Consider the following 16019-nt stretch of genomic DNA (forward strand, 5'->3'; position numbering starts at 1 on the left):
TACCTTGACGCAATGACCGTCCGCATCAGGCACATCACGATCGACTGCGCCGATCCGTACCGCTTGTCTCTGTTCTGGAGTGCGGCGACCGGCTACCAGGAGCAACCCAACGACCCCAACCTGCCCACGCATGATCAGGCGCTCATCCTGGCCCCGGACGGCTCCGCCGGCCTGCTGTTCATCCGCGTCCCCGAGCCCAAGGCCGTGAAGAACCGCGTCCACCTCGACGTGCAGCCGCTGGACGCGACCCGCGACGTGGAGATCGAGCGCATTCTTGCCCTGGGCGCCTCTCTCGTCGGTGATTTCAGACGTCCAGACGGTACCGGTTGGGCCGTACTCGCCGATCCCGAGGGCAACGAGTTCTGCGTCGAGCGCAGCGCCGCCGAGCGTAACGCCTGATCTTGCCGGGGTGGTCGCGGTCCGTGCGCGACCGGTTCCCGTTCCGCGCGTGTTGGTGGCGGTCGCATTCCGTGTGCGGCTGGTTCCTGTTCCGCGTGTGCTGGTGGCGATCGCGGTCGTGCGTGGCTGGTCCTATTCCGCTTCCGCTCGTGTTAGTGGCGGTCGCTTTTTCCGTGTGCGGCGTGCCTCCGTCTTCCGTGTGGGGCATGCCTCATCCGTCTCTCCGTGTGGGGCATGCCTCATTGCGGCGGGCGTCACAGCCTTCGCGGCGGTCGCGATCGGTAGTCGACCGACTGCGGAGTTTGCCACTCGCTGCCGGTGTGCTCCTTGCGGAGCGGCGCGGGCGCGGCGCACCATGCTGCCATGCAGCGCGATGAACTCGCCCTCACCGGCGGTGCCGGCGTCCGGATCGTGTACGACGCCTGGCTGCCCGAGCAGGGCGTCTCCGGCGTCGTCGTCCTCTCGCACGGGATGGGCGAGCACGCCCGGCGGTACGACCACGTCATTGCGCGCCTGGGCGACCTCGGCCTCGCCGTGTACGCGCCCGATCACCGTGGGCACGGGCGCTCCGGCGGCAAGCGCCTGCTCGCGCGCCGCATCGCGGAGTACACAGACGATCTCGACCTGTTGTTCACCGAGGTCCGCGGCCGCCACCCGGGGCAAACCCCGTTCCTGATCGGCCACAGCATGGGCGCGATGATCGCCCTCGCGTACGCGCTGGAGCACCAGGCCGGCCTGCGCGGCCTCGTGCTGTCGGGCACCCCGGTGCTGCCCGGCAAGGGCATCTCGAAGCCCGCGATCGCCGTCGCGAAGGTCCTCGGCCGCATCGCACCCGGCGCCCCCGTCCAGGCGCTGCCGTCGAAGCTGATCTCGAAGGACCCGGCGGTCGTCGCGAAGTACGACGCCGACCCGCTCGTCCACCACGGCAAGGTCCCCGCCGGTCTCGGCGGCGCGATGCTGACCCAGATGACCGAGTTCCAGCGCCGCCTGCCCGAGCTGACGCTGCCCACGCTCGTCCTGCACGGCTCCGAGGACGGCCTGGTCGCCGCGGAGTCGAGCCGCCTCATCGCGGAGCGGGCCGGTTCGAAGGACCTGACCCTGCACGTGTACGACGGCCTGCACCACGAGGTGTACAACGAACCCGAGCAGGATCGCGTCCTGGACGACCTGTCGGACTGGCTCAAGTCCCACTGACCCCTAGCCCGCCGGGAACAATGAGCGGCCCGCCCGGCGTTAGAGCCTGCCATGAACGACGTGATCGCCGAGTACCGCAGGGGAGTCCTCTACTTCGACGCCGGTGACCCGATCGAGGCCGCCAAGATCCTGTCAACCGTCCTTGACGAGGACCCGGCCAACGCCGAGGTGCGCCTGTGGCTGGCGCGCGCCTACTTCGCCTCCGCGCAGCTCAACCGCGCCGAGGGGCACCTGCGCGCGCTGGTCGACCGCGACCCGACCGACCACTACGCCTGCCACCTGCTGGGTCGCACCCTCGAGCGCCAGAACCGCCCGAAGGACGCCCTGCGCTACCTGCGCCTGGCCGCCGCGATGTCCTCGGTTCCCGACTATTCCGCAGCGGTACGCCGAGTAGCCGGCACTCCCTGACCCTCATTGTTCGGCCGCGGCCACCTGTCCTTTCTCGGCCGCGGCCGCTCCATCGGTTCGCGCTGAAATGCATTTCGATCGCGGCCTCTGCGCGCCCCCGCCTGCCGGCCCTGGTCAGCCCGTTCGTTTGCCGCCAAATGAGGCCGCGCATCGGATCGATGCGCGGCCTCCGCTGCATTACCGGGAATTTCAAAGCACTTGGGGGCAGCGCTTCGACCGGAGATCGCCTACGGTGCCACTCGTGAAGCACTATCCGTGGGGCGCGCTGTTCAAGGGAATCTGGCGGACGCTCCTCGCACTCGCGGTGACGTCGGCGTTCGTCGCGATCACCGGGACTCTCGCCGGCGGTCCGAGCTTCACCTGGCTGGCGATCGGCTCCGCCCTGTCGCTGCTGGCCGCCGTCCCCGGCTACCTGCTGTACCGCATCGGCGCCCCCGACCACAGCGCCGGCAACCGCGTCGTGATGCTGCTGGTCCTGACGTTCGCCGCCTGGCTGGCCGCCCTACTGGTCGCCCCGGCGTACATGTCCCGCCAGGGCACCCCGACCGACGCCGTGGTCACCCACGTCGTACGGGGCCTGAGCAGCGTTTCGGAGAAGCGTTTTCCCGCCTACCAGGTCGCCGACCGCGGCACCGGCGAAAACCTGGGCCGCCTGCGTTTCCTGGACACCGAGCCCAAGGTGGGCGAGAAGATCCGCGTGCGCGTCGACCCGCGCGGCTGGTTCAACGTCACCGTCTCCGACCCGACCGGCAGGTTCACGAAGCTGGCCGCCCTCATCGTCGGCGTGCTGGGCCTGGTCGCCCTGATCCTCGGCGTGTCCGGCCACATGCCCGACTAAGGTCTGTTTTCTAAGGCCGGTGTGGTGCCGGTCTTGGTGGACAGTCCGGGGTGTGCGCCTCGTCGTTCCGGCGTGGTCCGGACCAGTGGTGTGGCTGGCTGGATCTCATCCGGGGTTGTCGGGGGCACCGGCCCGCCCCCGCCGCCGTAACTGGTGGCGGGTGGTGGGTTCATGCCGGCAGTTCGCCGAGCACGCCGGCACCGGCCGGTGGGGCTGGTGCTGCGCTGCGGCCGCCGCGTCCCGCCACTACGGGGGTGGGGGCTGGGGCGGTGTCCGGTTGACTCGGTCAGGGCTCCTTGCAGCCCATTGTTGATGGCCTCGACGCCATAGGTGTCGAGGGTGTGTTGCGCGCCAGCCCAGTCGATGCGGGCTCTGCCGGGCCGGGCCCGATCGTGCAGGACGGTGTGGGCGCCGAGGAGCGCGGCGACGAGGTCCCGGTCGCCGGTCAGGCCGCAGGTCGGGCAGTGGTGGCGGCGCGCCCCGCCACACCCACAACTACACACCGTGCCGATCCACCACACCCGCCCCGGGACCGCCAAGCCGTACTTTTGAAACACGCCGTAGCCCCACCGGCCGCCGGAGTCCTCTGCCGGCATGCCGCTCTCGGCCATGCTCGACCCGCCCACCGGCTACCTCAGGCTTGGTATGCCGGTGCCGGGCGTGCTTGACCAGCCCCACCGGCTACCTGAGGCTTTATGCCGGCATGCCGGTGCCGGGCATGCCCGACCAGCCCACCGGCCGCCCGAGAGCTTTGGCGGCATGCCGGTGTCGGCCTTGTGACTGGCCGTGCGCGCCAACCGCGTACAAGTACGCAGACACCCGACCCGGATACGTTCACCGTACGTGCATGAAGCAGAACGCAGTCGTCCTCGGCGGCAGCGTCGCCGGGCTCCTTGCCGCCGCGGCGCTTTCCCCGCGGTACAACACGATCGAAGTCATCGAACGCGACATCCTGCCGGCCGGCCCCAGCCCTCGCCGCGGCGCGCCGCAGGGCCAGCACGTGCACGCCATGCTCCCGCGCGGCGTCCAGGCCGTCGAGTCGCTGCTGCCCGGCTTCACCGAGCAGCTCACCGCCGCCGGCGCCTACTGCGGCGACGTCCTCGCCGACGCGCGCTGGTACCTCAACGGCCGCCCCCTGCGCCGCAGCCACACCGGCCTCGCAGCGGTCACCGCGAGCCGCCCGCTGATCGAGCACACGATCCGCACCGCCGTACGCGCCCTGCCCAACGTCCGCATCACAGACGGCCACGACATCGTCGGCCTGACGTCGGACCGTTCGGTGCACATCACCAGCCGAGCCGGCGCCGGCTCCCGCATCGTCCCCGCCGACCTTCTGGTCGACGCCACCGGCCGCGGTTCACGGATGCCCCAATGGCTCATGGAGCTGGGCTACAGCGCTCCCGAAGAGGAGGTGGTCGACATCGACGTCCGCTACGCCTCCCGCGTCTTCGCCGGCAACCTGCTCGGCGACGACATGGTCGTGATCACCGCCCGCTACCCCGGCCAATTGCGCAGCTCCGTGATGCAACGCCTCGAGGGCAACCGCGTCCTGGTCACCCTGGCCGGCGTCCACGGCGAGCGCCCGCCCACGGACCTCGAGGGCTTTACCGCTTATGCCGAGTCGCTCGCCGTCCCCGACACCGCAGCGGTCATCAAGTCCGGCACCCCGCTCGGCGACGCGGTCCCGTTCCACTTCCCGGCGTACATCCGCCGCCGCTACGACCGCGCCCACCTCCCACCCGGCATCATCGTCATCGGCGACGCCGCCTGCGCCTTCAACCCCGTCTACGGCCAGGGCATGTCCACCGCCGCGATGTCGGCCGCCACTCTGCGCGAGGACGACGACCCGCAGCGCTTCCACGTCCGCCAGGCCGAATTGCACGAGGCACCGTGGACCCTCGCCGTCGGCGCCGACATGGCCCTCGACGCTGCCACCACGGCCCCACCGCCCGCCAAGCCACGGGCCACCGCAGCCGTCACGCCACGGGCCACCGCGGCGGTCACACCGCGGGCCGCTGCGGGCTCGGGAACCACGCTTTCCGCGATTTCCGGCACTGCGTCCGGTGGCGCGGACGCCGACGAGCTGGCCGCCGACTTGAGCGCCGCCGAGCCGACCGTCGACGTGAGCGTCGCTGAGCCGACCGTCGACGTGAGCGTCGCCGAGCCAACCGCCGACTTGAGCGTCGCCGAGCGAGCCGCCGACTTGAGCGTCGCCGAGCCGACCGTCGACCTCAGTCCCGCGGAGCCCATGGTCGCATCGAGCGCGCCCGCCGCTCCGAGCCCCGCCGACATGATCCGGCAGCTCCAGCTGGCAGCGGTCGAGGACGGCGAGCTCGCCGCCGCATTCATCCGCGTCACCTCGCTGGTCGATCCACCGCGCGCGCTCGGCGCACCGTGGATCGCCGCACGCCTGGCGGCTCGCGCCGCCGCATCGGTCCCGGCCTGACAATGCACCCTCACCGCCAGGCGGCATCGACGACGCCGCCTGGGTCGGGGCTGCACCTATGACGCCGCCTGGGTCGGGGCTGCACCTATGACGCCGCCTGGGTCGGGGCTGCACCTATGACGCCGCCTGGGTCGGGGCTGCACCTATGACGCCGTCTGAGTCGGGGCTGCACCTACGATGCCGTCTGAGTCGGGGCTGCACCTACGACGCCGCCTGGGTCGGAGCTGGACTAACGACGCCGCCTGAGTCCGAGCTGCAGCTATCACGCCGTCTGAGTCGGGACTGCACCTATCACGCTCGATGCGTCGGGGCTGGACCTACGACGCCGCCTGAGTTGCGCTGCGTCGTCAACCAAGCCGGCCGCGCACGGCGATCTCGTCGCTCGGTCCCATCTCTCGTTCTCGTCTCGCGTTCCCGCGTCGCACTATCCGCGCCGCGGGAACGCGTTGCCGACGAGACACCTGCCCAAGCCTGCGCGATCATGGTCCAGCCGCACCGCGCCGCCGAATTACCGGATTACTGAATTACCGATTATCTGCAATCCACTGACGATAATTCGGCGCGGCCGTGGAAGACCGGCGCGCGCCGGCCGGATTCGTAACCGGAAATCCGCGAACCCGTCGACGCTCACTGTACGCAGTCGCGGAGTCAGCGCGTGGTGCGGACGGCGGCCGGGTACCGCTCGCCGCGGGCCGAACCGGCCGGAATCGCTCGCTCGATCGCGGCCAGATCGTCCGCGTTGAGCTCGACGTCGAGCGCGCCAAGCGCCTCGGCCAGGCGGGTCCGCGTCCGCGCACCGATCAACGGCACGATATCAGCGCCCTGCGCCAGCACCCACGCGATCGCCAGCTGCGCGATCGTCGCACCGTGCGCCTCGGCGATCGGCCGCAGCGACTCGGCCAGCGACACGTTGTGCGCCATGTTCTCGGCCGAGAACCGCGGGCTGTTGACCCGGAAGTCGCCCGGCTCCCACGTGCGCCCGGCCGACCAGTGGCCGGAGATCAGCCCGCGCGACAGCACGCCGTACGCGGTCATGCCGATCCCGAGCTCACGCAGCGTGGCCAGCACGCCCGACTCGGGTTCCCGCGAGATCAGCGAGTACTCGACCTGCAGATCCGCGATCGGGTGGACGGCCTGCGCCCGCCGGATCGTCTCGGCGTCGACCTCGGACAGCCCGACGTACCGAACGAATCCCTCCTTGACCAGGTCGGACAGCGTGCCGATGGTGTCCTCGATCGGCACCGCCGGGTCGAGGCGGGCCGGCCGGTAGATGTCGACGTGATCCGTGCCGAGCCTGGTCAGGGTGTACCCGAGGAAGTTCCGGATCGCCGCCGGCCGATTGTCGATCCCGCCCCACGCATTGTCGGGCCCCCGCAACGCTCCGAACTTGACGCTCAGCCTGACACGCTCCCGCCCCACCGACTGCAGCGCGTCGCGGATCAGCAACTCGTTGTGGCCCATCCCGTAGAAGTCGCCGGTGTCGATGATGTCGATGCCGGCGTCCAGGGCCGCGTGAATGGTAGCGATGCTCTCGTCACGGTCGGCGGGCCCGTACGAGCCCGACATGGACATCGCGCCGAGCCCGAGCGTCGAGACGGCCGGCCCGGCGGTGCCGAGGTTCCTGCTGCGCATTGTTGTTTCTCCTGTACCTCGAGTGCCTTCCCCCTCGACACTGCCGCCGCCGGCCCGGTGCGGCCAGCGGAGCGCTCTTCGTAGGAGCGGCGCTCCCTGGCTGGACACTGGATGCCGGCGGGCCGTGGCGGCGAGGATTGATCCATGCAGCGCGACGACCTCGCCGACTTCCTCCGCCGCCGGCGCCTGGCGATCCAGCCCGCCGACGTCGGCCTCGCCGAGGGCCCGCGCCGCCGGACGGCGGGCCTGCGGCGCGAGGAGGTCGCGATGCTGGCCGGGATGTCGACCGACTACGTGGTACGCCTCGAGCAGGGTCGCAGCGCCCAGCCCTCCGCCCAGATACTGACCGCGCTCGCCCGCGCACTGCGGCTCAGCGACGACGAGCGCGACCACCTGTTCCACCTCGCCGGCCACCAGCCTCCGCCGTCGGTCGGAGCCGAGGCACACGCCAGGGCCGGCCTGTTGCGCATGCTCGACCTGCTCGGCGACGCCCCGGCGCACGTCATGTCCGACCTGGGGGAGACCCTCGCGCAGAACCGCATGTCCACCCTGCTGATCGGCGAGCAGAGCCGATTCCGTGGCGATGCGCGATTCCATGCCTACCGCTGGTTCACCGATCCGGACATGCGCGCCCATCGCCCACCGGACGACGTGGAACATCACTCCAAGGTGATCGTCGCCGACCTGAGAGCGACGGCCGCCCGCCGCCACGGCGACGCCGACGTGGAGCGCCTGGTGGGCCGCCTGCGGGCCGTCAGCCCGGAGTTCGCCCGGCGCTGGGACGAGCACGAGGTGAAGGTCCGCCGCGGCGACCGGAAACGGATCTACAACCCGCAGGTGGGCCTGGTGGAGGTCGACTGCGAGACCCTGATGACGCCGGACCAGAGCCAACTGCTGCTCGTCCTGACCCCGACGCCCGGCACCGACGCGGCCGAGAAGCTCGCGCTCCTCGCCGTCGTCGGCCTTCAGCAGTTCGCGGAACCGCGCGGCGGCGACTTCGCCTAGTAACCGGAGCGCACGGCCCGTCCTGTGGCCGCCGGCCGTGACGCAGCGGTCCTCCTGCCAGGTGGGCAGGAGGACCATCTGACGGTCAGGATCGGCGCATCGCCCGAAGACTGGCGCCCCGGTCCACGGCGAACTCCCACGCGATCGCCAGCTGCACGACTGTCGCACCGCGCGCGCCCTCGGCCGACGACAGCGGCAATACGCCGTGCTATTGCACGGCATATACGCGCTGCTATTGCAGCAGTACGGGCAGTGCCACCGTGCCGCGGATCAACGTGCCGGGCCGCCACATCACGTCGGCCGGCGGCACTGCGAGCCGAATGTTCGGGAAGGCCGCCAGCAGGTCCGTGAACGCGATCTGCGCCTCCAGCCGGGCCAGCGGCGCCCCGAGGCAGTAATGGACGCCGAACCCGAACGCGAGATGCTGGTTGTCCGGCCGATTCAGGTCGAACTCGCCCGGCGACGGGAACCGCTCGGCGTCCCGGTCCGCCGACAGCAGCGACACCGCAACCATCGCACCGGCAGGAATCGTCACGCCACCGTACGTGACCGGCTCCATGGCCGTCCGCGACGTCGCGGTCTCGACCGGGCTCTCGAGCCGCAGGAACTCCTCGACGGCGGCCGGAATCAGCGACGGGTCCTCCCGCAGCCGCCGGTGCGCGTCCGGCAGCGTCATGAGGGTGTACATGCCGTTGCCGATCAGGTTCACCGTCGTCTCGTGCCCGGCGAGCAGCAGCAGGAAGGCCATCGACGTGAGCTCGTCCTCGCTGAGGCGGTCGCCCTCGTCCCTGGTCGCGATGAGTGCGCTGAGCAGGTCACCCGACGGAGTTGCGCGCTTACGCTCGATGAGACCCAGGAGGTACCCGACGAATGCCGCCGCCGCCTCGGGCACGCCCGGGCCGCCGGCCGACGCCGACACCATCACCGACGTCCAGTGCCGGAAGTCCGCCTGGTCTTCGATCGGCACGCCGAGCAGCTCGCAGATGACCTGAATCGGCAGGTGAACGGCGTACTCCTCGATGAGGTCGGCGCCGTCCTTGCCCCGCAGCGGCTCGATCAGCGCCGCGCTGAGCTCGCCAATCCGCGGCCGCAGCTCCTCGACGCGACGCGCCGTGAACACCTTCGACACCAGCTTGCGCAGTCGGGTGTGGTCGGGCGGGTCGGCGGCCAGCAGGTGGTGCGTGAGTGGGCTGCGCACCGGGCTGGCCAGCGTGCGCGCGTTGTCGCCCGCCCCTTGTCGCTTCGAAAGTCGTGGATCGGCAAGCGCGGCCTTACAGTCCGTATACCGCGTGACCAGCCAAATCTCCATGCCGTTGGGCAGCGTCACCGGATGCACCGGCGCCTCCTGCCGCAACGCGGCGTACACGGGATGGGGATCGTTCCAGAATTCCTGCGTGAACAGCGTCGGCGACGTCACGCATCAACGGTAACCAATCCGCGAGCGTCTCGAAATCACCTCGAAGATCGTTGCTGCCCGATCGGCGTGGCGCGGCGCGTCGTCTCACCCGCCGCAGCATGCCGCTTCGCCCGCCGCAGCGCGCCGCTGTGTGCGTAACCGTGTGTGCGGTCGGGCCGGCGGACGGTCGACCTTCGCCTCGGCTCATGCAGCCGGCCGGTTCGATCGACGGAGAGTCACGCGGAGGCTTCGAGTCGCCACGTGCAGGGATCGGCGCAGCCAGCCGGGCCGGAGTCGGTCGAGGCGCGTCCGCCAAGCCGACATTAAGTGCCCGCCAACTGTGTTCGCTTCTGCTGTACCGCATGAAGAACACCGAACCCAACCTGCTCGGCATCACGATCAACCATCGCTCGATGCGTGGCGACGCGCGCCGCTTCGCCGACGTCACGCGCGCCATCGCGGATGGCAGCCTGCCGGGGACTCCGGGTCGCGCCAGGGCGATTCAGCAGTACCTCACCAGTCTCTGCGACGGCATCCACCACCATCACCAGGCCGAGGACGACGTGCTGTGGCCCGTGCTGCGGGAGACCGCCGGCGCCGAGGTCGACCTGGCCGAGCTGACCGACGACCACAAGCAGCTCGACCCGCTGCTCGACCGTGTCCGCGCCGAGGCGACCGCGCTCGCCGCCGCGCCGGCCGACCGCGCCGCCGCCGGCCGCCTGTCGGACACCCTGGCCACGCTGCGTGACCTCCTCGACGAGCACATCGACGACGAGGAGCGCACGGTGTTCCCGGTGATCCGGCGGTACGTCAACCACGACCAGTGGCAGCAGGTCGAGAACGCGGTCCGCAAGGGCTCCAAGATCGGCTTCGAGCTGCCCCGGATCGAGCGGTACGCGACCCCCGACGAGCTCGCCGACCTGCGCCGCACGGCCGGCCCGGTGCTCCTGCTCATGCTGGCCGCCGTCCGCCCCGGCTTCGCCCGCCGCGAACGCGTGATCTTCGGCTGAACGCTGCAGCGCCCGGGTTTCGGCGACGGGTCGCGCTGCGTGCGAGGCCATGTGCGCTCGGTGGCGATCCAGCCCCCGGGAGCGGCCTCAACGCCCTGGGCATGGAGCTCGACGCGATCGCGGCGGTCGTCATCGGCGGCACCGTGCTCGTCGGAGGCTCCGGCTGCGCCGCGCGAACTGACGGTGGGTGTTGGTTCAGGTCCAGGGCGTAGCGCCAGCCCGCACCGCGAGTTCGCGCGCGGCCGCGTAGTGCGCGTCCGCGGGCCGGCCGAGCAGCGCCGCGAGGCGACCCAGCAGCTGATCGACGGGCGGGCCGGTGACGGAGCCGCTGGCCAGCCCGGCGAACTGTCCCGCCCACGGCAGCAGGTCGTCGTAGCAGCGGGCCGCCACGGTGACGTCACCGAGCGCGACAGCGTTCTCGGCCCGCAGGCCCATCCAGCCCAGCCAGTAGTAGTCCTCCCGGATCTGGGTCTCCGGCCGCCAGCAGGCCCGGGCCTCGTCGAGCCGGCCACCGTCGACGAGGGCTCGCGTGATGAGCTCGTCGACGTCGTCGGGGGCGAATGGGCGTACCGCCTCCAGCACGGGCAGTGATGTGTGGCTGAGGCCCTGCGCCAGCCGGACGAAGAACACGCCGCCGAGGCCGACGAGGCTCGCGTTCGGCTGCCCGGCGGACTCGATGCGCTCGCCGAGGTCGGTGTACAGCCGCTCGGCGGTCGCGTAGTCGCCGGCGAACAGGGCCCGGATCGCCCCGAGCATCGCCATGACGAGCAGCGTCACGCCGAGCTGGCCCGCCGTCGAGCGTTCGAGCGCCCGGTCGAGGTGCTCCTGTGCGAGCGGCAGGTCGCTGCGCTCGAGCGCGACCTGGTACAGCACGTGATGTGCCTGCGCCTGAAAGCCGAGTGACCCCGCCCGCTCGGCCGCTTCGAGGAGCCGCTCGCCCACGGTGGGTAGCTCGTGGCGTCGCTGCGGGTTCAGTACCGCGAAGTAGCGGGCGTTGAGCGCCTGGCACAGCAGCAGCGCGTCGTCCTCGTCACGGGCGATCCGCAGCGCCTCGGCGCTCGCCTCGTCGCAGCGGCGCAGGTCAGAGCCCTCCAGCTCGTACACGAGCGCGACCAGCATCCGGCAGCGCAGCGCCGCGGGCACGTCCGGACGGGCGAGGGTCTGCTCCATGAGCTCGACGAGCTGCTCGTCGACGCCCCGCGTCACGCGAATGGTCCACGCCACGGGCGCGTCGAACGCGGTGAGCGCCCGCGCCAGCGGCTCGACGCCGGGCAGTGCGTGAGCGACCGCGGCCGCCTCGTTGCGGGCCGCCCGCGCCCCGATCGCGTCGCCGGAGTTGGCCCGGGCCGACACGAGACCGCACAGCAGGTCGAGGCGCATGGCGGCCTCGTCGGGCGCCAGCGAGGCCGCGTTGGCCAGGTACTGGAATGCCGTCGCCGCCCGCAGCCGCGGATCGGCGAGCGTCCACGACTGTGCGTGCTCGGGTCCTCGCTGGCCGCTCATCGCCCCTGCCTGGTCATGCGTCACCGCGGCGGCCGGATGCGAGGGTGACCCGACCGCGACGGTGCGATGCGAAGGCCCGATCAGCGGGCGCTGCAGGGCAAGAGCGTCGAGCGCCCCGGCGTACAGCACGGCGGCCTCGCGGTGCGCGAACAGTGCGGTCGCCTGCCGGGCGGCGGCGGCCGCGTGTCCGGCGGCCCGTGTGGCGGTCGCCGGCGTGGCCGCCGCCAGCGCATGGTGGCCGAGCGCGGCCACATCGCCGGGGCTGGTGCGCTCCAGCACGGCCAGCACCCGCTCGTGCAACCGTCGGCGACGAAGCTGCGGCATGTCGTCGTACAGCACGTCCCGTAGCAGCGCGTGACCGAATCGCACGCGGCCGGGCGCCGGCTCCTCGAGCAGCCCGGCGAGCACACCCGCCTCCAGGGCGTCGAGCACGGCATCCTCGTCCTGTGCGAACGCCTCGGCGAGCACGTCGATGTCGACGTCACGGCCGAGGATGGCCGCGTGCCGCAGTACCGTCTGGGCCTGCGCGGGCAGCCTCGCCAGCCGCCGCCGCAGCACGTGCCCGATGCCGGACGGGATCGCCCGCACCGCGCTACCGGCCCCCTCGGCGGAGATGAGCCGCGCGGTCTCGGCCAGGAACAGCGGGTTGCCGCCGGTGCGCTCGTGCACGATCGCGGACGTCGCCGCGTCGAGCGGCGCCCCGAGGTGCCCGGCGAGCACCCGCGCCGCCGCGTCCGCCCCGAGCCCGTCGAGGGCGACGTCGGAGGAGCGGGGCCCGGCCAGCGCCGCACGGGCGGACCCGAGCTGCGGCTGCTCCTCCCCGGCACGGAACGTGGCGACGATCATGACGGAGCGTTCGGCCAGCGCCACCGCGACGTGCCGCAGGACCTGCAGCGTCTCGCCGTCGGCGCGGTGTACGTCGTCGAGCACCACCAGTAGCGGTCCGCCCGCCCCGAGTCGCTCGCCGACGGCCTGGGCGAGCTGGAACTGGTCGCCGCCGCCGCGCCCGTCCAGCAGCGGCCGGAGCCGCTCGTCGACGCCGTCACCGGCGGCCAGGTCGCGCAGCACCTCGGCCCACGCCCACGCCGGCGGCGCGCCGTCGACCTCGGGACAGCGACCCCAAGCAACGCGCCAGCCACGCTGGGTGATCCGCGCCCCGAACGCCCGCAACAGCGTCGTCTTGCCGGCGCCGGCCTCCCCGCCGATCCAGACGATGCGCAGCCCGCCCTGCTGGACGGCCGCGGCCACGGCGCCGAGATCGGCCAGCTCGGCGTCGCGCCCGATCGCCTCGACCGCGGACTCCGCTCCGGGGACCTCAGTCGGGGACGCCATGCCTGGGACTTCGATCCGGTTCCCGGTTCCGTGCGCGTCGACCGCCACCACTGCGGACGACGCTCCGACTTCCCACGCCGATCCAGAGGCCCCGGCCGTCGATCCTTCCGATGGCGTCGCGGACGATGCCGATGCCGACGCCGATGGCGACGCCGACGCCGATGGCGATGGCGATGGCGACGCCGGCGCCCCGACCGCCGGCGCTGCAGCCTGCGCGCCGACCTTGAACGCCTCAGCGTTCGCATCAGCAGGCGTGCCGATGCCGGTGGCGCGCGCGCCAACCTCCGACGAGCTGAATGTGCCGGACGAACCGCGGACGGTCACCGCATCCGGGCCGGCATCGCGGCTGAGTTCGACGGACGGAGCGTCGGCGGTCAGATGCGGAGCGTGCGCGAGGACATCGGCCTCGAGCGCCCGCAGCGCTGGTCCGGGATCGACGCCCAGCTCGTCACTGAGGCGGCGGCGGGCCTCGCGCAGCGCGGCGAGGGCGTCGGCCTGCCGCCCGGCCCGGTACAGGGCCGTCGCCAGTAGATGCACCGCCTCCTCCCGTAGCGGATGCCCCTGCACGTGCCGGTCGAGCTCGGGCACCACGAGCGCGGCCCGGCCGAGCCGCAGCGCCACGCGGCCGGCCGTTTCGACGCAGACAAGGCGCAGCTCCTCGAGGCGGGCGGCCTCGGGCGCGGCCCACGACTCGTCGACGAACTCGGCGTACGCGGGCCCGGCCCACACGCCCAGCGCCGCCCGCAGCAGCTGGTCGGCGGAGCGCGGATCGGACTCGGCCAGCTCGCTGCCACGCCGCAACAGCGCCTCGAAGCGCCAGGCGTCGACGTGCTCGTCGGGCAGGCGCAGTGCGTACCCGGGCGCGACGGACACGACGACCGTGGCCGGCGTGCGCGGCGCCCGCCCCGGTTCGAGAGCGCGGCGCAGGTTCGAGACGTACACCTGCAGCGCCGCGAGGGCCTTCGGCGGCGGCTCGACCTGCCACAGGTCGTCGATGAACCGGTCCGTCGGCACGACATGCCCGCCGGCCGCGACCAGGCGGGCCAGGACCGCCCGCTGCCGCGGACCGCCGGCGTCGACGGTCTCGCCGCCGACCTCGCTCCGCAGCGGGCCGAGCACGTCGATGCGGACCGTGAGGGCGGCCTGACGCTGTGTGGTCGCGGCGACCGGCTGTGTCGCAGGGTCGGTCCGGCCACCACCCGGTGACGACTCACTCACGCCAGGTCACGAACACGAGCTCACCCAAGTCGAGTCGAGGCCGGTCGGGATCGCACCGCGGAGGCCGGGGAACAAGGTCAGCAGCATCGGACCATGCGCCGGTGCCGCGAACAACCGGCCCGCAGAGATCGGACAGCTGGGTGCCGGTGGGAGCGGGGGCTTCAGCGGGCCGACGAACCTTCGCGGCGGCGGACCCGCCGCGGTGGCCCGGCGAGGCTGGCGGAGTCTCGGAGCTGGCGGAGTGGCGGACGACCCGATGTGGCGGACCCGCCGCGGTGGCCCGGCGAGGCTGGTGGAGTCTCGGAGCTGGCGGGGTGGCGGACGACCCGATGTGGCCGTCCCGCCGCGGTGGCCCGGCGAGGCTGGCGGAGTCTCGGAGCTGGCGGAGTGGCGGACGACCCGATGTGGCCGACCCGCCGCGGCGGCCCGGCGAGGCTGGTGGAGTCTCGGAGCTGGCGGGGTGGCGGACGACCCGATGTGGCCGTCCCGCCGCGGTGGCCCGGCGAAGCTGGCGGAGTCTCGGAGCTGGCGGGGTGGTGGGGGAGCCGATGTGGCCGTCCCGCCACGGTCGCCCGGCGAAGCTGGCGAAGCGGCGGGGGAGCCGATGTGGCCGACCCGCCGCGGTCGCACGGCGAAGTCGGCGCGGCCCGGCGAGGCCGGCGGAATCGCGTCAGTGGAACAGCGAGCTGACCGACTCGCCGTTGTGGATGCGGCGCATGGCCTCGGCCATCGCCGGGGCGATCGACAGCACGCGAAGCTTCGGCACCCACTTGTCCTTGGGCAGCGGCACACTGTTCGTGCAGACGATCTCGAGCACGTCGTCCTGGTCCTGCAGCCTGCGCAGAGCGTCACCGGTGAACAGACCGTGCGTGCACGCCACCCGGATGCTGGCCACGCCCCGCTCGCGAAGCCGGTCGATGAGCTCGAACACCGTGCTGCCGCGGGCGATCTCGTCGTCCAGGACGATCACGTCGCGGCCCTCGATCTCGCCGATCACGGTGCTGATCACGACCCGGTCGTCGGAGAAGCGCTGCTTGGCGCCGGCGGCCACGGGTACCGACAAAAGTCGCGCGAATGCCGACGCCGGCTTCGCGTTGCCCAGGTCCGGCGACACGACGACGCTGTTCGACAGGTCGCGACCACGGAAGTGGGCGGCGAGCTCACGCAGAGCGTGCAGGTGATCGACGGGCACCGAGAAGAACCCGTGCACCTGCGGGGAGTGCAGGGTGTGCGTGAGCACCCGGCTGGCGCCGGCCGCGGTGAGCAGGTCCGCGACCAGCCGGCCACCGATCGAGATGCGCGGTTCGTCCTTTTTATCTGAGCGCGCGTACGCGTAGTGCGACATCACCACGGTCGTCCGCGCCGCCGAGGCGCCGCGGGCCGCGTCGAGCATGAGCAGCAGTTCGACGAGGTGTTCCTGCACCGGCGGGACGAGCGGCTGGATCAGGAACACGTCGCGTTCGCGGCAGTTCGCCTGCAGTTGCACCTCGAGACAGTCGTTGGCGAAGCGGTCCACCCTTACGGGCAGTAGTGGCACCTCGAGCTGAGCGCAGATCTCCTCCGCGAGCTCGGGGTGCGCGCTGCCACTGAACACGGCGATGTCGCGCACGATCGTGACTCCTCGGGGCCGGGGTCTGG

At 72.0% G+C, this 16019-nt stretch carries 11 protein-coding genes; 7 read left to right on the plus strand and 4 right to left on the minus strand.

The features are described 5' to 3' along the window. Positions 1-12 precede the first annotated feature (12 nt). The 5 genes from ABD901_RS06530 (at position 13) to ABD901_RS06550 (ending at position 5285) form a co-directional block, all read left to right on the plus strand. Positions 13-399, plus strand: a complete 387-nt coding sequence (locus ABD901_RS06530) for a VOC family protein (RefSeq protein ID WP_345122294.1) — start codon at positions 13-15, stop codon at positions 397-399. 363 nt (positions 400-762) lie between these two features. Next, positions 763-1593, plus strand: a complete 831-nt coding sequence (locus ABD901_RS06535; protein WP_345122296.1) for an alpha/beta hydrolase — start codon at positions 763-765, stop codon at positions 1591-1593. Between the two features lie 51 nt (positions 1594-1644). Continuing rightward, positions 1645-2001 carry a tetratricopeptide repeat protein gene (locus tag ABD901_RS06540; RefSeq protein WP_345122298.1) on the plus strand — a complete coding sequence of 119 codons (357 nt, stop codon included), beginning with the start codon at positions 1645-1647 and terminating at the stop codon, positions 1999-2001. A 241-nt stretch (positions 2002-2242) separates the two neighbouring features. Further along, complete coding sequence (locus ABD901_RS06545; RefSeq protein WP_345122300.1) at positions 2243-2839, plus strand: hypothetical protein; 597 nt, start codon at positions 2243-2245, stop codon at positions 2837-2839. A gap of 847 nt (positions 2840-3686) precedes the next feature. Then, positions 3687-5285 carry an FAD-dependent oxidoreductase gene (locus ABD901_RS06550; RefSeq protein ID WP_345122302.1) on the plus strand — a complete coding sequence of 533 codons (1599 nt, stop codon included), beginning with the start codon at positions 3687-3689 and terminating at the stop codon, positions 5283-5285. A 648-nt stretch (positions 5286-5933) separates the two neighbouring features. Here ABD901_RS06550 and ABD901_RS06555 read toward each other — a convergent pair. Beyond that, positions 5934-6917, minus strand: coding sequence for an aldo/keto reductase (locus ABD901_RS06555; RefSeq protein WP_345122304.1), 984 nt, complete (start codon positions 6915-6917; stop codon positions 5934-5936). Between the two features lie 144 nt (positions 6918-7061). Here ABD901_RS06555 and ABD901_RS06560 point away from each other — a divergent pair, with 144 nt between their 5' ends. Next, positions 7062-7922 (plus strand): helix-turn-helix transcriptional regulator, encoded by an 861-nt coding sequence (locus tag ABD901_RS06560; protein WP_345122306.1) that lies wholly within the window; start codon positions 7062-7064, stop codon positions 7920-7922. Positions 7923-8154: 232 nt separating this feature from the next. Here the strand turns inward: ABD901_RS06560 and ABD901_RS06565 are convergent, their stop codons facing one another. Further along, complete coding sequence (locus ABD901_RS06565) at positions 8155-9339, minus strand: cytochrome P450 family protein (protein WP_345122308.1); 1185 nt, start codon at positions 9337-9339, stop codon at positions 8155-8157. 341 nt (positions 9340-9680) lie between these two features. Between ABD901_RS06565 and ABD901_RS06570 the strand changes: the two genes are divergently transcribed. Beyond that, the gene (locus ABD901_RS06570; protein ID WP_345122310.1) at positions 9681-10328 is read left to right on the plus strand and encodes a hemerythrin domain-containing protein; all 648 of its coding nucleotides are present in this window, start codon (positions 9681-9683) and stop codon (positions 10326-10328) included. Between the two features lie 195 nt (positions 10329-10523). Here the strand turns inward: ABD901_RS06570 and ABD901_RS06575 are convergent, their stop codons facing one another. Beyond that, the gene (locus ABD901_RS06575) at positions 10524-14381 is read right to left on the minus strand and encodes an ATP-binding protein (protein WP_345122312.1); all 3858 of its coding nucleotides are present in this window, start codon (positions 14379-14381) and stop codon (positions 10524-10526) included. 670 nt (positions 14382-15051) lie between these two features. Further along, a complete protein-coding gene (locus ABD901_RS06580) occupies positions 15052-15990 on the minus strand; it encodes a ribose-phosphate diphosphokinase (protein WP_345122314.1) in 939 nt (312 codons plus the stop codon). Positions 15991-16019: the final 29 nt, after the last annotated feature.

This window comes from Dactylosporangium darangshiense (assembly GCF_039537565.1).
Lineage (GTDB): Bacteria > Actinomycetota > Actinomycetes > Mycobacteriales > Micromonosporaceae > Dactylosporangium > Dactylosporangium darangshiense.